The organism is Streptomyces broussonetiae (assembly GCF_009796285.1).
GTDB lineage: Bacteria > Actinomycetota > Actinomycetes > Streptomycetales > Streptomycetaceae > Streptomyces > Streptomyces broussonetiae.
The window spans coordinates 1,705,385-1,725,035 of record NZ_CP047020.1 but is presented as its reverse complement, the minus strand read 5'-3'; the positions used below and the strand labels follow the sequence as shown (position 1 = coordinate 1,725,035).

17 protein-coding genes are annotated in these 19,651 nt (G+C 69.6%); 8 read left to right on the top strand and 9 right to left on the bottom strand.

From position 1 onward, the window contains the following. Positions 1 to 96: 96 nt before the first annotated feature. The 5 genes from GQF42_RS08140 to GQF42_RS08120 form a co-directional block, all read right to left on the bottom strand. A complete protein-coding gene (locus GQF42_RS08140) occupies positions 97 to 1,404 on the bottom strand; it encodes an NAD(P)/FAD-dependent oxidoreductase (protein ID WP_158918974.1) in 1,308 nt (435 codons plus the stop codon). A 192-nt stretch (positions 1,405 to 1,596) separates the two neighbouring features. Then, positions 1,597 to 2,799 carry a saccharopine dehydrogenase family protein gene (locus GQF42_RS08135; protein WP_158918973.1) on the bottom strand — a complete coding sequence of 401 codons (1,203 nt, stop codon included), beginning with the start codon at positions 2,797 to 2,799 and terminating at the stop codon, positions 1,597 to 1,599. Positions 2,800 to 3,195: 396 nt separating this feature from the next. Continuing rightward, entirely contained in the window at positions 3,196 to 4,089 is an 894-nt protein-coding gene (locus tag GQF42_RS08130; RefSeq protein WP_158918972.1) for an NAD(P)-binding domain-containing protein, read from the bottom strand. Between the two features lie 34 nt (positions 4,090 to 4,123). Beyond that, positions 4,124 to 5,371, bottom strand: coding sequence for a cytochrome P450 (locus GQF42_RS08125; protein WP_158918971.1), 1,248 nt, complete (start codon positions 5,369 to 5,371; stop codon positions 4,124 to 4,126). 135 nt (positions 5,372 to 5,506) lie between these two features. Further along, positions 5,507 to 7,069, bottom strand: coding sequence for an AMP-binding protein (locus GQF42_RS08120; protein WP_158918970.1), 1,563 nt, complete (start codon positions 7,067 to 7,069; stop codon positions 5,507 to 5,509). 256 nt (positions 7,070 to 7,325) lie between these two features. Between GQF42_RS08120 and GQF42_RS08115 the strand changes: the two genes are divergently transcribed. Further along, on the top strand, positions 7,326 to 8,687 hold the full coding sequence (locus GQF42_RS08115; RefSeq protein ID WP_158918969.1) for a flavin monoamine oxidase family protein: 1,362 nt from the start codon (positions 7,326 to 7,328) through the stop codon (positions 8,685 to 8,687). Positions 8,688 to 8,739: 52 nt separating this feature from the next. Here GQF42_RS08115 and GQF42_RS46910 read toward each other — a convergent pair whose 3' ends face one another. Further along, positions 8,740 to 8,862, bottom strand: a complete 123-nt coding sequence (locus GQF42_RS46910; RefSeq protein WP_267906134.1) for a hypothetical protein — start codon at positions 8,860 to 8,862, stop codon at positions 8,740 to 8,742. 179 nt (positions 8,863 to 9,041) lie between these two features. On the opposite strand from GQF42_RS46910, the gene GQF42_RS08110 reads away from it, so the two are divergent. The 4 genes from GQF42_RS08110 (at position 9,042) to GQF42_RS08095 (ending at position 12,975) form a co-directional block, all read left to right on the top strand. Continuing rightward, positions 9,042 to 9,245, top strand: a complete 204-nt coding sequence (locus GQF42_RS08110; protein WP_158918968.1) for a ferredoxin — start codon at positions 9,042 to 9,044, stop codon at positions 9,243 to 9,245. A gap of 4 nt (positions 9,246 to 9,249) precedes the next feature. Beyond that, positions 9,250 to 10,428 (top strand): NAD(P)/FAD-dependent oxidoreductase, encoded by a 1,179-nt coding sequence (locus GQF42_RS08105; protein WP_158918967.1) that lies wholly within the window; start codon positions 9,250 to 9,252, stop codon positions 10,426 to 10,428. Positions 10,429 to 11,004: 576 nt separating this feature from the next. After that, positions 11,005 to 11,598 (top strand): TetR/AcrR family transcriptional regulator, encoded by a 594-nt coding sequence (locus GQF42_RS44845; RefSeq protein ID WP_199272608.1) that lies wholly within the window; start codon positions 11,005 to 11,007, stop codon positions 11,596 to 11,598. A 138-nt stretch (positions 11,599 to 11,736) separates the two neighbouring features. Continuing rightward, positions 11,737 to 12,975, top strand: coding sequence for a cytochrome P450 (locus tag GQF42_RS08095; protein WP_158918966.1), 1,239 nt, complete (start codon positions 11,737 to 11,739; stop codon positions 12,973 to 12,975). Between the two features lie 242 nt (positions 12,976 to 13,217). On the opposite strand, the gene GQF42_RS08090 is transcribed toward GQF42_RS08095, so the two are convergent. Beyond that, positions 13,218 to 14,591 carry an NAD-dependent succinate-semialdehyde dehydrogenase gene (locus tag GQF42_RS08090; RefSeq protein ID WP_158918965.1) on the bottom strand — a complete coding sequence of 458 codons (1,374 nt, stop codon included), beginning with the start codon at positions 14,589 to 14,591 and terminating at the stop codon, positions 13,218 to 13,220. A gap of 162 nt (positions 14,592 to 14,753) precedes the next feature. Here GQF42_RS08090 and GQF42_RS46905 point away from each other — a divergent pair, with 162 nt between their 5' ends. Continuing rightward, positions 14,754 to 15,053 carry a helix-turn-helix domain-containing protein gene (locus GQF42_RS46905; protein WP_267906133.1) on the top strand — a complete coding sequence of 100 codons (300 nt, stop codon included), beginning with the start codon at positions 14,754 to 14,756 and terminating at the stop codon, positions 15,051 to 15,053. Here the strand turns inward: GQF42_RS46905 and GQF42_RS08080 are convergent. Beyond that, positions 14,981 to 15,553 carry a response regulator transcription factor gene (locus tag GQF42_RS08080; RefSeq protein WP_158918964.1) on the bottom strand — a complete coding sequence of 191 codons (573 nt, stop codon included), beginning with the start codon at positions 15,551 to 15,553 and terminating at the stop codon, positions 14,981 to 14,983. The two genes, GQF42_RS46905 and GQF42_RS08080, sit on opposite strands and share 73 nt — an antisense overlap. 308 nt (positions 15,554 to 15,861) lie before the next feature. Beyond that, positions 15,862 to 16,974 carry an NDMA-dependent alcohol dehydrogenase gene (locus tag GQF42_RS08075; RefSeq protein ID WP_158918963.1) on the bottom strand — a complete coding sequence of 371 codons (1,113 nt, stop codon included), beginning with the start codon at positions 16,972 to 16,974 and terminating at the stop codon, positions 15,862 to 15,864. Positions 16,975 to 17,399: 425 nt separating this feature from the next. Between GQF42_RS08075 and GQF42_RS08070 the strand changes: the two genes are divergently transcribed. Continuing rightward, positions 17,400 to 18,557, top strand: coding sequence for an acyl-CoA dehydrogenase family protein (locus GQF42_RS08070; RefSeq protein WP_158918962.1), 1,158 nt, complete (start codon positions 17,400 to 17,402; stop codon positions 18,555 to 18,557). 226 nt (positions 18,558 to 18,783) lie between these two features. Beyond that, on the top strand, positions 18,784 to 19,572 hold the full coding sequence (locus GQF42_RS08065; protein ID WP_158918961.1) for an SDR family NAD(P)-dependent oxidoreductase: 789 nt from the start codon (positions 18,784 to 18,786) through the stop codon (positions 19,570 to 19,572). Positions 19,573 to 19,651 lie beyond the last annotated feature (79 nt).

Sequence of the window (19,651 nt, the reverse complement as noted above, 5' to 3'; positions counted from 1 at the left end):
TGGTTCACGGCCTCTTCGATGCCTGGCACGTTCCTGCATGCGTCGACGCACGCGGGCCGAACGACTGCAAGCGGTGCCCGGCCGGGGGAGCCGACGTCATCGGCGGAGGCGGCCGATTCGGTCGCCCAGGCGGTCGGCGAGCCAACCCAGGCGCAGCGTCACCGGGTTAACGATGCCCGGAGCGAACCGTCGTGACTCTCGCCAGACGGCGGCCAGGTCGTCGTGCATGCCCTTCTCAACGAGGTGGTCTGCGAGCAGGGTGCCGAGGTACGGGGCTTGGGGCAGCCCGTGCCCGTTGCAGGCCATCGAGTAGTAAACCCGGGGTGTTGTCTGCCCTACGACCGCCATGTTGGACGGTGTGAGCCCGATCCAACCGCCCCAAGCGCGAGCCGGGGCGACGTCGGTCAACGTGGGGAAGCGCTCCCGGAAACCACGCACCAGGTCGTCGACCACCGCCTGGTCGGGCATTCGGTCCGCCCGCGGCCGACGGGCCGTCTGCAGCCTGCGCGTGGTGAAGACGATGGTGCCGCGGTTCGTCGGCCGGAAGCTCTGCATCACGAAATGGTTCGTCGTCATGGGGGTGCGACTCGTCCAACCGGCGGCGTCCAGCATCTCGGCGGAGACCGGCTCGGTCTCGACCGCCGTCACCCAGACGGGAGTGCTGAGGTTGCGCGGCGCGATCGGCAACTCGTTGGTGAAGGCGTTGGTGGTCAGGATCGCCTGGCGGGCCCTGATCCGTCCTCCGGGCAGCTCGATCCGCACGGAGTCACCGGTGTCGACGACGCCGGTGACCGGACTCTGTTCGAACACGCGCACGGCCGACGTGCGAACCACCTCGCGGACACCGAGCGCCAGCTGCCCCGGGTTCAGGATGCCGCCGACCTTGATGTGGATACCGCCCGGGAAGGTCGGCGGGATGCCGAGCTGTGCGGCGTCGCCCACCACCGATCGGCGGCCCGGCCTGCCGTGCGCCACCATGCGCCGGAACGCGGCGGCGGTCGGCGCGGCCGCGATGTTGCCGGTCGGCTGGTAGCCGCAGTCGATCCCATGCCTGGTGATGAGGTCCTCGGTGAAGTCCACCGCATGACCGGCGAACTTGTAGAGCGCGCGCACCCGGTCGCCGTAGAAGCGGTTGAGGATACGGGGGTCGTTGCCGAGGGTCGGTGTGATGTAGCCGGCGTTGCGGGCGCTGGCTCCCCAGCCACAGAGGTCGGCCTCGACGAGTACGACGTCCCGGCCGAGCTCCGCGAGCCGTAGCGCGGCCGCCATCCCACCGAGCCCACCGCCGATCACAGCGACGTCGCACTCCACGTCGCCGGTCAGGGCCGACTCGAGCGTTGTCGGCCTGTCGACCCACCCACTGCCCGAGAGGTAGGTGAGGGAAGTTCCGCCTGCTTGGTCCACGAGGCCACCCGCTCCGATTCATGCCGCTGAGTTCTGTCGTGCGCGCGAGCACGTTCGCGCGAGTGCTGGTCACGGTGGTGCAGCTCGTGGCCACCGGCGTGGTTCTGCTGCCTGATCCCACCCAGGTGACCTATGTTTGAGATCACTTTCTGGGCGAGGCAGGTGTGGTTGCGACGACTCCGCGGCGGGTCGTCAGCTGTCGAGGACGTCCGTGACGACCTCGTACACCGCGACGCCGGGCGCGGGCGGCTCGTCGGCGAACTGCGCCAGGTCGTTGAAGAAGATCTTCGGGTCGATGGCGCCCTCGGGTCCGTGGACGCCCGGCTTGCTCACCTGGCCGCGGGCCGCCATCAGCGTCGCCACGGCCAGCGGGATCCCGGTCATCTCGCCCATGTTGCCCTCCGGCTGCACCAGAGCCTGCGCGCCGACGCGGACGCGGGTTCCGTCCTTGGTGCCCTCCGCGATGGCGAAGATGTTGCTGGGCAGGCTCGGCGACCGGCCGGCGGCCTTGCCGCTGAGGTTCGGCTGACGCAGGAGCTCGTCGGAAGCCTGGCGGACGTTCAGCTCTCCGGCGCGGACGCGCTTGGCGATGCCGCTGATGCCGTTCATGAGTCCGCGGCGGGCGCTCATCACGTTGAGCGACTCCCGTACCTCGGGCCGGATCCTCGGAAGGGTGAGCGGCTCGGGGTGGCCGCACACCCAGACCGCGTCCTCGCCCCACCCGGGGTAGGCGAGCGTCAGCTCCTCGAGGGCGTGCGCGTCGACAAGGCCACCGTCGCGCCAGATCTTGATCGGCTCGGTGCAGTTGTGCACCCAGTGCTCGATGGCAGCGGTCGCCTCAGGGAACTCCTGGTCGGCGGTGGGTCGGGGGAAATGGGCCGCGGAGGCACGCCACGACGTGTAGACCCGGTCGACGGCGTCGCACTCGTCCATCGCCAGGACGGCGAGCAGGTTGCTGGTGCCCGGGCTGGCGCCCATGCCGATCACGGCCGTGACGCCGGCCGCACGCGCGGCGTCGTCCAGCTCGAGCATCTCCAGGGTGGGCTCCCAGTCGTCGCAGATGTCGAGGTAGTCGGTGCCGGCCGCGATGGCGGCGCTGAGGACCTCGCGACCGAAGCGGTAGAACGGGCCCGCGCAGTTGAGCACGATGTCGACGTCGGCCAGCGCTCTCGCCAGCGCCTCTGAGTCCGAGATGTCGAGGGCCAGCGGGGTGGCCTTCGGGCCGAGGTCGGCGGCGAGCTTGGTCGCTTTCTCCTCATCGCGATCGGCGACGACCACCTTGGCGATCTCGTCGGCCTTGGCGAGCACGCCGCAGGCATACGCGCCCATCTCGCCGGCTCCGCCGGTCACGAGCACCCTCTTCGGCGCGCTCTGTTCAGAAGTTGAGGAAGTCATGGCCGCATCGTGCTCGCAGCGGACCGATGCGGGTGTCCCGAGGCCCGGCAGTGTGCCCACCTGGGGGATTGGTCAGTGACTGTCGCCCGACTGCTTGGTGACCCAGCTCGCGATCTGGGCACGGGACACAGAGGACCGACTCGGCCGGCGGGAAGCGCGCAGCCGGACGGGCAGTCCGCTCTCGCGGCTGATGGCCACCCGCTCGGTGTCCGGTGCCGACCGGTGGCGGTGGCCGGCGGTCAGCCCGCTCAGGTCGCCCCGGCACCGAGGATCGGTGTCTTGCCCATGCGCCGAAGACAGAGCCCCGGACCGCGCGCGCAGCGGAGGGCTGCGCGCGGACCCGCCCAGTCGGGCGGGTCCGCGATCCGGGGTCCGGCGCTTCGACGGCGCGCAGGGTCAGGCGTCGGCGCGGGCGACCTTCGTGGAGGCGAAGAACCCGAGTTCGCCGAGGCCGGCCTTCTCGGCCTCGGCGAGGTTCTGCACGGCGGCCGTGAGCAGCCGGGCCTTGTGACCGGCCGACTGCATGGTGCCGAGGGCGGCGCGACACCCCGCGGCGTAGACACCGAGCGTGGCCACGTCGGTCGTGTGCTGGTCGCTCACGATGGCGCCCACGGCCTCCTTCGTGGTGGCGGCCAGGGTCTGGAACGCCAGCTCGCTGATGGCATTCAGGGTCTCCGGGTCGACACCCTGGTCGAGCGCGTAGGTCGAGGCTTCGACGTAAGCGCTCAGTGCGGCGGAGTAGAACCCGGCGATGATCGCGGCGTCGAGGACGCTCGCCGCCTTCACGTCGTCGGAGACGCGCGTGGAGTAGGGGCCCGGGGCCATCAGAGTGCGCTCGTGCTCCGCCCAGATCTCAGGGGAGCCCGAGTAGAGGACCATGCCCCCCTCGGTGCCGATCTGCTGTGGGTAGCAGAGCACCGCGCCGTCGAGGTAGGGAACACCGCGTTCCTCGGCCCACGCCTTCATCTCCTCCGCCTCGATGGGCGTGCCGGTGCCGACGTTGACCAGGGCGGTGCCGGTCCAGTCGGCGGCACCCGCGATGGCCTCGCGGGTGGTCGCGTACGTCGACGTGACGGCCACGACGAGCCTCGACGAGCGCACGACCTCGTCGATGTCGTGGAGTGCGCTCACGCCGTCTCCCGCGAGCGCCTTGGCCTTGGCCGGTGTGCGGTTCCAGGCGGCGGTCTTCAGGCCCTGGGCCGCGAAGTTGCGGGCGAGGGCCGAGCCCAGCAGTCCGCAGCCGACCACGGCCACGTCGTACGTCTTGGTTCCTGCGGTGGTGTCTGACACGGGTTCTCCACTTCCTGTGCGGTGGTGGGTCAGGTCAGTTCGCGCGGGGGCCCAGTCGGACCGGAAGCGTCTGGCGCTGGTTGACGAAGAACGACGCGGTGAACGGCGCGTCGCCGGCGATCTCCATCTGCGGGTAGCGTTTGAGCGTTTCCCCGACCATCAGCCGCAGCTCGAGGCGGGCCAGCGCGTTGCCGAGGCAGAAGTGGCGGCCGCCGGCTCCGAACGCCTGGTGCTCGGGGTTGCGGGTGACGTCGAAGCGGTCCGGGTCCTCGTACTTGTCCTCGTCGCGGTTCGCCGACGGGTAGAACAGGACGACCTGGTCGCCCTCCTTGATCGTCTGCCCCCCGACCTCGGTGTCCTTCGTCGCCGTGCGCCGCATCAACGTGAACGCGGGGAACATCCGGAGCGCCTCCTCGACGGCGCTGGGCACCAGCGACGGGTCGTCGAGGACCTTCTGACGCTCGTCGGGATTCTGCATCAGCGCGATCATGGCGCTCGTGTACGTCGCCATGGTGCTGTCGTTGCCGGCGGCGAAGAGCAGCAGCATGCCCGCGACGATCTCGTCGTCGGTGAGCCGGTCACCCTCGACCTCCGCGTTGACGAGGATGCTGATGAGGTCGTCGCCGGGATTGGCCTTGCGGTCCTCGATCAGCGCCACGCACTGCTCGATCAGGTCGGGGATGAAGACCGTGAGCCACTCCTCGAGGCCGCCGGGGTTGAAGTACGGGTCGTCGAGGGCGATGTAGCGGCTGATGTTGTGGATCCAACGGGCATCGTCCTCCGCAGGGATGCCCATGAATCCGTGGATGACGCGGGCGACGATGGGCTTGGCGACGTCATTGACTAGGTCGCAGGTCTCCTGGTCGTCGAGGCGGTCGAGCACGTTCGTGACGGCCTCACGGACCTTGGCCTCCTCGGCCGCGATGCGCTCCTGGGTGAAGCCGGCGAGGAAGAGCTGCTTGAGCCGGTCGTGCCGCGGCGGGTCCAGGTTGATCATGTCCATCTTGGACAGTTCCTTGAGGTCCTCGGGCATGCCCTCCCAGGTCAGGTCGACGGCCCCCTCACGGTGGGAGGAGAACGTCTTCCAGTCGCGGCTGATCTTCGCGATGTCGTCGGCCTTCGTGATCGACCAGAACCCGGGCGCCTCGGGCATGCCGACGATGCCGGCCGAGTGGTGCACCGGGCACTTGCCACGCATCTCGGCGAAGACCTCGTGCGGCGGGCCGTCGACCCACAACGCCATGTCCGCGACCGTGAAACCGGGGTTGTTGATCGAACTCATCGCTCCTCCTGTGTGACTTGGCGAAAAGCTGGTGCGGCGAAACGTAGGTCGTGCGACGCGGCCCCCTCGCGGTCGGTGTCGGGATCGGCCCAGTTGGGGGAGTACGGCTCGCGTGGGGGTGTCCGGCTCCGGCGTCTACACCCGGGGAACCTCGCCGTCCCACGCCGCTTCGGTGATGCCGCGCGAGCGCACCTTGTCCTTGTTGACCCGCTCGGTGGGTGTCCGCGGGAGGTCGTCGACCACCTCGATGAAGCGGGGAACGGCGTGCTTGGGGAGGTCGGCGGCCAGGAAGTCGCGCAGCGCGGGCGGATCGATCGTGCGCCCCTCCCGGGGGACGACGAGGATCGCGACGTCCTCCTCGCCGAGCTCCGACGGCACGCCGATGGCGGCAGCGACAAGCACGTCGTCGTGCTTGTTGGCCGCGCCCTCGACCTCCCACGCCGACACGTTCTCGCCCCTCCGGCGGATCGAGTCCTTGAGCCGTCCGACGTAGTAGAGGAAGCCGTCCTCGTCAGCCCGCATCCGGTCGCCGGTGTGGAACCACAGGTTGCGCCAGGCTGCGACGGTCGCCTCCGGCTTGTTCCAGTAGCCGGCCATCATGATGTGCGGCGACCGGGGTCGCACGATGAGCTCACCGATCTCCCCGACCGGTACCGGCTTGTCCTCCGCGTCGACCAGCTGCACCTCGAGCTCCGGTGTGGGCACGCCCACCGAGCCGGGCCGGGTTCGCTCCGGCGTGTTCATCGTGATGCAGAGCGCCTCGGTCATGCCGTACATCTCGATGAGCTTGACGCCGTAGCGCTCCTCGAAGTCCCTCTGGAGCGCTGCGGGCACACCGCCGCCGGAGCCGATCACCGCCGGGTGGTCGCGATCGGCATCGCTGGGCCTGGCGGCGTACAGCATCGACAGCATGGTGCCGAGGTAACCGAAGCACGATGCGTCGGCGGCGCGCACCTCGTCCCAGAACCGGCTCACGCTGAATCGTTTGCCGAGGGCCACCCGGCCGCCGGTGAGGAGGGCGCCGAGAACGTACGACCGGGCGTCTGAGTGGAACAGCGGCTCGGGCGTGTACACGGTCTGCCCCGGCTTCATGCCGAGGGCGGACGAGCCGCGGCGGGCCCAGGTGACCTGGTAAGCATGAGGCAGCAGCACTCCCTTGGAAGGTCCGGTTGTGCCGGAGGTGTAGATCATCGTTGCGACGTCGCTCTCGAGCGGCGGCTCCACCGTGCCGTCGCGGCCCAACTCGATGACCTCGTCGAAGGTGAGGTGCCGGGTGCTCGCCCCGAACGGCAGGTCGCCGCCGTCGGGGTCGATCAGTACGGCGAACTCGGGATGCTCGGGAACGACCTCGGCCACCGCACGCAGGTACTCCGGGAGCCCGATCATCACCCGCGGGCCGCAGTCGCTGACGAGGTACTCGAGGAACGCGCCGCGGGCCTCCGGGTTGATCGGGACGTCGATCATCCGGGCCGAGTCGACTCCCAGCCATGCGACCACGGTCTCCAGCCTGTTGTCCGAGACGATCAGGCCCCGGTCACCGCGGTCGAGACCGAGCGCCCGCAGGCCGGCCGCGAGGGCGCGGACCGACTCGAACAGCTCGGCCCGCGAGCACTCCTTGCCGTCGATCAGGAGGACGGGGGCGTCCGGTGCTTGCTCGGCCTGCTCCTTCAGCACGGCGAAAACGGTGGCGTCACCCATGGCGGAGAGCTCCTCCTCAGTGGGCCGGTGGCCCGGTCTCGATCGGCAGTGCGGCGGCCGGAGCGCGACGGGCCCGTACCAGCAGGCGGCGCGATGGCCGGAGGGCAGCAAACCGCCCCACGCCCCCGGGCGGCCGGGCTGCCTGCCGAGCGGCACCCGGCTGGGGGAGAGAGGGAGGGGGCGGCGGGATCCCCCGACCGGGCGCCTTGCCGCGGTGCACGAGCCGTCGACGCCGACCGGCGCGCACGATCGCCCCATGCAGAGCAACGGGAACATCCGCGAACAACAGTGCGAGGTCGTCGTCGTCGGTGCCGGTGCCGCCGGCCTCATGGCAAGTTCGACACTGGCAGCCGAGTCGACTGACGTCGTGGTCCTGGAAGCCGCGACGAGAGCCGGTGGCCGCGTCGAGTCGGTCCGCCACGGGGACTACTGGCTCAACATCGGCACCCAGTTCACCGAGGGTGGGGGTCCGCTCTTCGACGTCATGGACCGCTACCGGATCGAGCGCGGTTCGCTCGCCGGCCGGAAGGCGGCGCTGTACCTCAAGGGCCGGATGGTGACCACCGACAGCGCGCCCCTGCTCCTGCTGCGCTCCCGCATGCCACTCGCGGCCAAACTGGAGCTGGCGCGGGTCGGGCTGCGCATCAAGTACGCATGCGCCCGCCTCTCAGGGAACAACGCCGAGGTCGCGCGTGCGGTCCGGGCTCGCTTGGACTCCCGGTCGGGCGTCGAGGCGCTGATGGCGGGGGTCCGGTCCCCGGAGATGATCGCCCTGTTCCACGCCTGGTCCGGCCAGTGGATCGGCTGCGACCCCGCGGAGACCGCGGCGCGGCAGCTCGCCATCTCCATTGGCACTGCCCTCGAAAAGGCGGCGAAGGTGCCGAACTTCGCCCTTCCGGTCGGAGGCAACCAGGCCGTCACCGACGCGCTCGCAGAGGACCTCGGCGACCGGCTGCGGCTCGGCACCGAGGTGCAGCGGATCACCTGGACCGACGACAGCGTGACCGTCGAGTACGTCGACGCGGCCGGTCCGGCACGGCTGACGGCGAACCGCGCCGTCGTCGCCACTCCCGCGGACCGGGCCCTCGCGATCATGCCCGACCTGCCGGACGCCCAGTATTCGGCGCTGACCGACATCAAGTACGGCCGCTACATCCTGGCCGGGATTTTCACCAAGGAGCAGGGCTCGCAGCGGTGGGACGACTACTACGGCATCTCGACGCCGGAGCTGTCGTTCCAGATGGTGTTCAACCACGCGGCACCGCTGAGAGCCCAGGGCCCACGGAAGCCGGGCGGCGCCCTGGTGTTGCTGTCCGGCGGGTCCTGCGCCGACCAGCTGGGCAAACTCTCCGACGAGGAGATCGAGGCCGCGTTCCTCCGCGACCTGATCGGGATGTTCCCGGAGCTCGACGGCCAGATCGACCGCGTGGTCGTGAAGCGGCAGCCGCGCGTGGTGTCCTACTGGGAGCCGGGCAAGCGCGACGCGTCGCAGCAGACCCTGCGCGCTCCGCTCGGTCCGATCTGGTTCGCGGGCGACTACCTGGGCGATCCCTCATTGGCCGTGGCCGCGGCGTCGGGCCGACGAGCTGCCCGGAAGGTGCTGCAGAGCCTGGCGTGAGGTCGGCCGCGGGGTCGTTGTCCCGGGGCCAGCCGGTCGCGGCCGCCGGTGATCAGGTGAGGCTTGCGCCGAGGACGAACGTGTCGACCGTGAGCTGCCGAGTGTCGATGGGCGGGCCGAGGACCACCACGCCGCCGGGTCTGGTCGGCCCGTTGCCGAGAGCCGTGCGGTTCACGTCCGTTCCGAAACGGACCGTCAGTTCGCACGCCGACGACCGCCCAGTCGGCGGCTCGTGCTGCGAGACCCCCCGGTTGGGCACTCTTCGGGGGCTCGGCCCGGCGGCCGACGACGAACGGCTCCAGCCTTGTCGGCAGACCCGCAGAACGCACGGGCCAGAACGCAAGGAGAGCCACCATGGCGCTGACGCTCAGGATCGACCTCGACGGATGCACGGGCTGTGCCTGCTGCATGATGGAGTGCCCGGACCTCTTCGACATCGACGACGAGTCCGGCCAGGCCATTCTCCTCGAGCCGCACCCCTCGGACGACCGTCTCGAGGAGGCGGAGCGCGCCGTACGTTCGTGCCCCGAGGGCGTCATCACGCTCGAGCAGGGCTGACGCCGTGGACCGCATTGTTGTGGTCGGCGGCTCGGTGGCGGCGGTGAACGCCGTCGACGGGCTCCGGCACGCGGGTCACGAGGGCAACATCATGCTGGTCAGCGCGGAAGACTTGCTGCCGTACGACCGGCCTCCGCTGTCCAAGGAGGCACTTCGCGACGGCTACGAGCACCACAGCCTGCTGATCAAGGAGCCCGGCTGGTACGACGACAACGCCGTGGAGGTCTGCCTCGGTGCGGCAGCGGTCGGGCTCGACGCCGCCGACAAGATGCTGTTCCTCGAAGGCGGCCGGGAAGTGCCGTACGACGGCCTCGTCGTCGCCACTGGATGCCGGACCCGTCCGTTGGAGATGCTCGACGGCGTGCCGGACGTCCATGAAGTGAGGTCACTCGCCGACTCACTGACCCTCCACGAGCAGCTGCGGCCCGGCCGCCACCTGGTGGTCATCGGGGCCGGCTTCATCGGGCTGGAGGTCGCCGCGACTGCCCGGCAGATGGGCCTGGACGTCTCGGTCGTGGAGATCGCTCCCGTCCCGCTGACCCGGGTCCTCGGCTCGGAGCTCGGCCACTGGTTCCAGGACCATCACGTCGGTCACGGCGTGAACCTCCACTGCGGCACCGGCATTGACCGCGTCGAGGTCACCTCCGGTGGGAACAGGGTCCACCTGGCCGACGGCACGGTCCTGGCCGCCGATCTCATCGTCGCCGGCGTCGGGGTCCAGCCGGAGACCGACTGGCTCGAGGGCAGCGGCATCGAGCTCGCGAACGGCGTGGTGTGCGACGAGGCTCTCAGAACGACGGCCCCGGACGTGGTCGCGGCAGGCGACCTCGTGCGCTGGCCGAACCGGCTGTTCGGGGAGATGATGCGGGTCGAGCAGTGGCTCAACGCCGTTGAGCAGGGCACCCACGCGGCGCGCACGCTGCTCGGGGAGAACGAGCCGTTCGCGCCCGTCCCGTACTTCTGGTCGGACCAGTTCGAGGCCAAGGTCAAGTTCGTCGGTCACGTGGACGGCCGGGACCAGGTGAAGATCACCCAGGCGGACGACAAGTCGCTGGTCGCCCTGTTCGGCCGCGCGGACCGGCTCCGAGGCGCGCTGTGCATCAACGCGCCGCGTCAGCTGGCGTTGAGCAAGCGGGACATCCTCAACGGCGTGTCCTGGGCCGACGCCACGGCCGGCACCTGACACGGACGCATAAACGAATCGGCCGGTGTGAGCAACGAGCTCACACCGGCCGATTCGTCGGGAACGGTCGGACCGATGTGTCACTGGGTGGAGTAGCCACCGTCGACGATGAGCACCGAAACCGGTCATGCAGCCCGAGGCGGACGCGAGGAAGATGATGCCGGCACGGAGCGGACGGCCGGGGGCGACGGGCTTTCTGGGCCTCGGTGTGGGGACCCCCAACGGTGGAGCGCCGCGACGGTCGGCCACGCGTGCGCGACCTTCGGCCGTAGCGCGCTCCAACCAGTCGGCCCACCTCGGCAAGCCCACGGTCCGGCGCCAGGACTGGCCCATGTGGGTGTACGTCGCCGTACGCCGTGCTGGCGCGCGAGCTTCGCGGCCATTGTGGTCTTGTGCGCTCGGCCACCGGACGGGTGTGCAGCACCGCAGAGACCGGCTACGCCGCGTGGGACCGCGAGCGCCGGCGTGCTCGCCCGCTCACCAGTGCCGAACGGAGCGGGCTTTTCGGTCATGGTGATCGTGTCGGTCCGAGTGACACCCCGGTTGCCAGCCGGCCGAGCGATGAACAGGAGTCAGATGGCACACATTCCGGCCGATGAGCGGCGCGAGCAGTTCATCTCCGCGGCGGTCGCGGTGATCGCCGAGGTCGGCGTCGAGGGCGCCAGCACGCGGCGGATCGCCGAGGCGGCCAAGGCGCCACTGGCCGCCCTCCACTACTGCTTCCGGTACAAGGAGCGTCTGCTCCTCGACGTGTTCGACCGGATTCTGGAGTCGCACCGTGCGGACACCGCGTCGATCGACGGCCGCGGCCGGAGCGTGGCCGACGTCGCGGTGGACCTGCTCAGCCGCACCCTCGAGTGGGGCCTTCGCAACCTGGACGAGGCTCGTGCCGAGTTCGACCTCGCCCTGTGGGCGGCCCGCCAGGAGACCGGCCTCGGCGTGCAGATGTACGCCAGCTTCATCGACATGTGGACCGCGACGCTGCGGCAGGCGGACCCCGCGCTTACGGCCGCGGAGCTCGACGCGACCGTCCGCCTCGTCATCGCCCTGGCGGACGGGCTCGGCCTGCAGATGCTCTCGCACCAGGACGACGCTCGGACGCGCCGGAACACCGAGGAGGCCGCGGTCATGCTCGCAGCACATCTCCGGGCGCGCTACGGCGGCCCCTGACGCATCCCCCAGGCGGGCGCAGATCGCCTCACGCCGCTGCGTGGCCCGTCCCTGGCGTCCTAGCGTCCTCGCCCAGTGGGACAAGTGACCCAGTCGGGCGACCCAGGCGAACGGGCCGCCCCTGACGAAGGAGGGCCGATGACCGCGGACGAACTGCCGGAGGACCTGACCCTCGCGGACTTCGACCTGTGGAAGGACGGGCCGCCGCACGGGATCTTCAGCGATCTGCGTGCGAAGTGCCCGGTGCACTGGTCACCCGGCATCCCCGTCCTGCCCGAGGAGGAGGGTTTCTGGTCGCTGACCAAGGCCGACGACATCGCCAGGGTCAGCCGCGACTGGCGAACCTTCTCGTCGGAGCGCATGGGCATCGACATCACCAACCAGCAGATCCCGATCGAGTTCGCGCGTGCCGAGTTCATCGGCATGGACCCGCCGAAGCACGACCGGATCAAGCAGCTCTTCCTGGCGGGCTTCACGAACGAGCAGATCGGCCGGCACGAGGACTGGATCCGCCAGATCGTCGTCACGGTCCTCGACTGCCTCGACGCCGCGGAGACCTGCGACCTGGTGAGCGCCGTCTCCCAGCCCGTCGTCGCGCGGGTCATCCACCGCCTCCTCGGTATCCCGGAGGAGGAGGACGTCAAGTGGGCCGACTACATGAAGCGGTACATGGGCCGTGACGACCCGGACCTGAACCCGGGCGGCATCGACGCCTACGTCAACGAGCTCCTGCCGACCCTGATGCAGGAGGTCACCCACATGATCGACGCCCGCCGTGCGAACCCCACCGACGACCTGATCAGCGTCCTCGTGCACGCCGAGATCGACGGGCAGACGCTCTCGACCGAGGAGATCATGTACGGCACGCTGCTCCTGATCGGTGCCGGCAACGACAGCACGATGGCGACGTACGTGAGCGCGATGAAGGCGCTGATGGAAAACCCCGACCAGCGCCGGCTGGTCCTCGACGACATGTCGCTCGTGCCGAGCTTGGTCGAGGAGGCTTTGCGAATGTTTCCGGCGTTCTCGATGATGCGCCGTACGGCGACCAGGGACGTCGAGATCGGCGGCCGGCTGATCAAGGAGAACGACAAGGTCGTCATGTGGTACCCGTCGTCCAACCGGGACGAGGACAAGTACGACGACCCGCACCGCTTCGACGTGACCCGCAACCCGGAGCACCAGGCATTCGGAGCCGGTGGCCGTCACTTCTGCCTCGGCAACGCGCTGGCCCGGCTCGAGCTGCGGCTGATGATCGAGGAGACGCTGAAGCGCTACCCGGAGATGGAGATCGTCGGCGAGGCGCCGCACGCCGAGTCGTTCTTCATCAACCAGGTCAAGGCGCTGCCGGTGAAGCTGGGCCGCCGCGCCGGGTGATCGGTCGCCTGCCTCCGGCACCGCGCCCCGTCGCCCTGTGCCGGAGGCAGGCAGGAAGCCATCAGATGGGGCGTCGTCGCGCAGGGGTGGCCATCAGCCAGTTCGCCGCACATGCGCAGCTGCGGTGGAGAGCGATGGCGCGGATGCAGTCGTCCGGCAGACATCTCTGGGGTCGTTGCTGCAGGAACACCAGTGGCTCGCGCACCGAGGTGCGCGAGCCACTCTGACGCGTCGATGGATCGTCAGGCGCCGACCCGGATCAGCTTGCGGTTGACGAACTCCTCGGCGCCGAACCGACCGAGCTCGCGACCGAAGCCGGACAGCTTGACGCCACCGAACGGGAGGCCGGGCTCCTCGGCACCGACGACGTTGACGTACACCATGCCGGCCTCGATCCGGTCGGCGACGCGCTGCGCCTGCTCGGGGTCGGTGGTGAACACGTACGAGCCGAGACCGAACGGCGTGTCGTTCGCGACCGCGATCGCCTCCTCCTCCGAACTCACGCGGTACACGTGTGCGAACGGCCCGAAGAACTCCTCCTTGGCCGCCTGGTTACCGGGGTCGATGTCGACCAGGACGGTCGGATCGAAGAAGCTCCCGTCGCGCGTGCCGCCCAGCGCGACCCTGGCTCCGCCCTCGATCGCGCGGTTCAGCAGCTTCTCGAGCCCCTCCGCGGCGCCGACCGAGGAGACCGGTCCGAGCACGGTGTTCTCGGCGGCCGGAGCGCCCGGCTTGAGCTCGGCCAGCGTCGAGACCACCTTCTCCAGGAAGGCGTCGTAGAGCTCTTCGATGACGATGTACCGCTTCGCGCCGTTGCACGCCTGACCGGCGTTGTCGTAGAAGCGGGCACCCAGCGCGGCCTCCACGGCCGCGTCGAGGTCATCGGTGCTCAGCAGGATGAACGGGTCCGAGCCGCCGAGCTCGAGGACTGCCTTCTTGAGGTGACGTCCGGCGGTTGCCGCGACCATCGCACCGGCCTTTTCCGACCCCGTGACCGAGACACCGGCGACCCGGGGGTCGGCGATGACGGCGTCGATCTGGGCATAGGTGGCGTAGACGTTCTCGTAGGCGCCGGTGGGGAAGTCGGCGTCCAGCAGCAGTTGCTCGATGGCCGCCGCGGACTCAGGGCACTGGGAGGCGTGCTTGAGCAGAATGGTGTTCCCGGCCATCAGGTTGGGCGCGGCGAAACGCGCGACCTGGTAATAGGGGTAGTTCCACGGCATGACGCCCAGCAGGATCCCGAGGGGCTGGCGCCGGATCACCGCGGTGCCCTCGCCCCACGCCAGCGGGACCGGCTCGTCGGCCAGGAACTCCTCGGCATGGTCCGCGTAGTACTCGAAGATGGCGGCTGCGAAGTCGACCTCCAGAACACCCTGGTTGGTCGGCTTGCCCATCTCGCGGCTGATGATGGTCGCCAGCACCGCTCGACGCTCCACGAACAGCGCCGCGGCGTTGCGCAACAGCGTCGCGCGCTCCGCAGCCGACGAGGTACGGCCCCACGTGCGATACGCCGCGCCGGCACGGTCGAGCTTCGCTGCCAGCTCGTCGTCCGACAATGCGGCGTACTCCTTGACGGTCTCCCCGGTGGTGGGGTCGACAACCGCGTAGGTACTCACGACATCCTTCTTTCTCGATCGCTGAGCGCTGCGCGTCCACCTTGGGCGACCCGGCGCGGCACGGGGCGCCGGTACTCGCAAGGACCCCCTAGTCGGGGGAGGTCCGAGGGCGGGACTCCGTCAGCTCAGGTATCCATTCGCCCGGCGGTACAGCGTCGTGGGGTGGAGCGCAGGCGGCTCATTCTCGAAACCGCCGAGGCGCTGCTCGGCGAGCAGGGGTACGAGTCCGCCACCCTGAGGGCGATCGGTGAGCGGTCGGGCATCCCGGCTGCCTCCGTCCACCACTACTTCTCCGATCGGCTGCACCCCCCCAGATATCGGGGTGCGCGGTGCCCATGGCAGGCGCGAAGCTGTCCGGCGTGCAGTCAGGCGCGGCATGGGTGCCGGGCTCAGACGAGGAGCCCGAGTTCCTGGGCACGGCTGGCCGCCTGGGCCCGGTTGCGCACTCCGAGCTTGCGGTAGACAGCGCTCGTGTGCTGCTTGACGGTGTGCCGGGAGAGGTTCAACGACGCCGCGACCTCGGGATTGCTGAGCCCTGCGGCCACGTGCTGCAGGATGTCCAGCTCGCGCGGGGACAACTGAACAGCCGACGGCTTCACGTCGATCGGGAAGACCCGGGCCCCCTCGGCAACGCGCCGCAGCGCGGCCGCGATGATCGCTCGCGGCATGTGCTTCGAAAGGGAGGCAACCGCTCCGTGCTGGAGAGCCATGGATGCGGACAGGCGCCCCTCGCCCGACATCATCACAACCCGGACGTGCGACATGTGCTCCTTGAACGTCCGGCACAGCTCCAGCCCCGACTTGCCACCGAGCGAGGCACTCACGAGGACCAGTTGCGGATGATGCCGCTGGGCCACATGCCACGCCATCTTGGCCGAGGCCGCCACCAGGCACGACGCCACCCATGCCTCATCCGACAGAATCGCGCGCAATCCGGCCTGCACCAGCTCGTTCTCGTCCACGCAGAGGACCCGCTGCAGCCGACATCGGTCCTCGGGGGCGGGTCCGACAAGCACAGCGCTGACGTCACACCGTGGGCGGATCTGCGGGAGAACTTCACCCATCGTTCCTCCTGGAGGGCGGCTCTGTTTCACATGCGTTTGCGCCTCTGAGACTGCTGGCCGACCGCTCCGGGGGCACCCGGGGAACTACCTGCACCGGTACCTGTTTGTGTGAGCGGGGTCACCTCTGGGTGCTGTGAGGGGGGAAAGGAAACGGCGCGGTACGACCGTGTGTGGCCGCGCCGCGCCGGACTGTGAGAGGCAGCGCCTCAGTGTTCGTGGATGAGTACGCCTCGGATGTTCCTGCCCTCGACCAGATCCTGGTACCCCTCGTTGATCTCTTCGAGCCGGTACTGCCTGGTGATGAGCTCGTCGAGCCTGAGCCGGCCGGCCTGGTAGAGGCCGAGCAGCTTGACGATGTCGTACTGAGGGTTTGAGCTGCCGAAGAGCGACCCCTTGATGGTCTTCTCCCACAGCGTCAGTTCCGCGCCCGAGACGTGCACTGTGAGGTGCTCCATGTTCGCCAGACCGGTCACGACGACGACGCCGCCCTTGCCGATGGCCGAGAAGGCGGACTGCACCACCGTCTCGTCGACGGTGCCGACGAGGATCAGGGCCTGGTCGGCCATCTGCCCCCGGGTCATCTCGGCGATCGCTTCGAGCGCCGGCGCGGCGTCGGCGAAGGCGTGCGTGGCGCCGAACTTCAGGGCGGTCTCGCGCTTGAACTCCTGCGGGTCGACCACCACCACGTTCTTCGCGCCGGCGTGCACGGCGGCCTGCACGGTGTTCATCCCGAGGCCACCGGCGCCAAAAATGACGGTGGTGTCGCCGGCGCGCACGTTACCGGTGTTGACGGCGGTACCCCATCCGGACGGGACGCCGCAGCCGACGAGGACGGCCTTCTCCAGCGGGATCGACTCGTCGATCTTGACCACCGAGTACTGGGACACCGTCGCGTACTGCGAGAACGTGCCGAGCGAGCACATGCCGCCGACGTCCGTGCCCTCGTGGTGGAAGCGGAAGGTGCCGTCGAGCATCTGGCCATCCAGCAGGAACTCGCCGAGGTCGCACAGGTTCTGCCGGCCCGTGGAGCAGTAGCGGCAGATCCCGCAGCTGGGGATGAAGCTGCACACGACGTGGACGCCGGGCTTGACCTTGGTGACGCCGGGGCCGACCTCCTCGATGACTCCGGCTCCCTCATGGCCGGCGACGATGGGCAGGCGGGACGGGAGGTCGCCGCTCGGCAGGTGGAGATCGGAGTGGCACAGGCCGGCCGCGACGAAGCGGATCAGGACCTCACCCTCACGCGGCCCGTCCAGGTCGAGCTCGAGGATCTCGAACGGCTGGTTGAGGCCGGTCAGGACGGCGGCTCTGGTCTTCATGGGTGTCTCCCTTGGTCGGGACGCGATCCGATGTGTCGCCCTCCTCCGGAAGACCCAGGTCCGGTGGATCATGCAGGGCGAATGAAGCCCCTGAAGTAAGCAGCGGGCGGGACGGCCGCGACCGCTTCGGCCGGGAACACCGCCCACTTGGGGGACTGGCTGCCGCCCCGGCCGGGGCGGCAGCCGCTCGCTCGGCGGCCCCCGGGGCGGATGACCGGCCCAGTCCCCCAACCGGGTGCGGATCGGGCGGCGAGGATCGGCGCGCCTGGGGAGTGACGCTTGGCTGCCTCCGTGCGCGGGGCCCGCGACGGCCGCCCGAGCTGGAAGTGGGGGCGCTCGGGGTGGACCGCGGCGGGATGAGTTGCAACTGACGTACGCAGGGCGGCCGGCCGTGCCGCCCGACCCCTCTGTCGAAGGAAAGACCCATGCACCGCACCGTGTTCGACGAGGACCACGAGTCCTTCCGCCAGACCCTTCGTTCCTTCATCGAGGCCGAGGTGCTCCCCGTCTACGACGAGTGGTACGCGGCCGGCCAGGTGCCCCGGGACTTCTATCACCAACTGGGTGAGCTGGGCATCTTCGGCATCAGCGTGCCCGAGGAATTCGGCGGCGCGGGCCTGGACACGCACAAGTTCGAAGCCGTGCTCACCGAGGAGACCGCCCGTGCGGGCGTTCTGTTCGGCTGCACCGGTGCGCACGTGCTGCTCTCGCTGCCGTACATCACGATGCTGGCCACGGACGAGCAGAAGAAGCGGTACCTGCCGAAGTTCGTCACCGGCGAGGAGATGTGGGCGCTCGCCATGACCGAGCCGGATACCGGCTCGGACGTCGCCGGCGTGAAGACCACGGCCAAGCGCTCCGAGGACGGCACGCACTACTTCCTCAACGGCGCCAAGACCTTCATCACCGGTGGCGTCCTCGCCGACCGTGTCATCGTCTGCGCTCGCACGGCCCCGCCGCGCGAGGACGACCGTCGCTTCGGTCTCTCGCTGTTCGCGGTCGACACCAAGTCCGAGGGGTACTCCATCGGCCGCAAGCTGGACAAGCTCGGTCTGAGGACCTCCGACACCGCCGAGCTGGCGTTCGTCGACGTCAAGGTGCCGGCCGAGGATCTCCTGGGTGAGGAGAACCAGGGCTTCTCCTACCTCGGCAGGAACCTGTCGTCCGAGCGCTGGGGCATCGCCCACAGCGCTTACGCGCAGGCCGCCGCGGCAGTGCGCTTCGCGCGGGAGTACGTCGCGCAGCGCACCGTCTTCGGCAAGCCGGTGGCCCACTTCCAGAACACCAGGTTCGAGCTGGCGGCCTGCCAGGCCGAGGTGGACGCGGCCGAGGCCGTCACCGACCGTGCGCTGGAGGCCCTTGACGCGGGTGAGCTGACGCCGGCCGAGGCCGCGAGCGTCAAGCTGTTCTGTACGGAGGTGGCGGACCGGGTCATCGACCGCTGCCTGCAACTGCATGGCGGCTACGGCTACATCAACGAGTACCCGGTCGCCCGCCTGTACGCCGACAGCCGGGTCAACCGCATCTACGGCGGCACGTCCGAGGTGATGAAGATGATCATCGCGAAGGGCATGGGCCTCTGAGGCCGCGCTCCATGCCGGAAGGCGGGCTGGTCGATCTCCTCGGCCGGCCCGCCCCTTCTTTTGCAGGACATTGCCTCGCGCGGCGTGCCCGCGCGGTCACGGACCCGGAAACGATGCCCGGCCGGGGGAGACGCAGGCTGAGTGCTCCTGCCCCGGCATCACCCAACTGGGCAGGTCATGGGCCCGCACCCGGGCTGTCTCGCCCTCCTGCTTGCATGCTCCGGCCATGAACTCGACCAAGACTTCTGCAGACGGATCCGCCGACATCTTCGATCTCACCGGGCGACGCGCCGTCGTCACCGGCGCCAGCCGCGGCATCGGCCGGGCGATCGCGATCGCCTTCGCGCAGCGGGGCGCGCACGTCATCGGCATGGCCCGCTCCGAGGACGGTCTCAAGGAGACGGCGGCGCTCGCCGAGGGCGCCCCCGGAAGCCTTGACGTCCATGCCACCGACCTTCGTTCCCCGCATGCCGTGGAGGCGGCGGTCGCCGTTGCCGCCGAACGGCTCGGCGGCATCGACATCCTCGTCAACAACGCCGCGGACGACCACGATTCGTCGATCGAGGACACCGACCTCGCGGTTTTCCAGCGGGTCCAGGAGCTGAACCTGCAGTCCTGCTGGGTGATGATCCGGGCTGCGTCCCCGTTGCTCAAGGACGGTGGCGGCAAGGTCATCAACATCGCGTCGGTGCTCGGCCTCGTCGGCATCCGCGACAACAGCGCCTACATCGCCGCCAAGCACGGCCTGGTCGGTCTCACCAAGGCCGTCGCCCTCGAATGGGCGCGCAAGAACGTCCAGGTGAACGCGATCGCACCGGGGTACGTCGAGACGGCGATGCTGGGTGATCTCAAGGGGAACGAGGCGCTGGCGGCGTATGTCAGGAAGACGACGCCGCAGGGTCGCTGGTCCCAGCCGGAGGAGTACGCGGGCCCGGCGGTCTTCCTGGCTTCGGCCGCCTCGGACTTCATGACGGGGCAGGTGCTCGTCGTCGACGGTGGCTACAGCGCGCAGTGACTCCCGCGCGTGACCGTCGGCAGGTCCACCCCTCTTGCGGACGCCGGCGGTCACGGCGCTTGCCGGAGCCGCCGTGCGG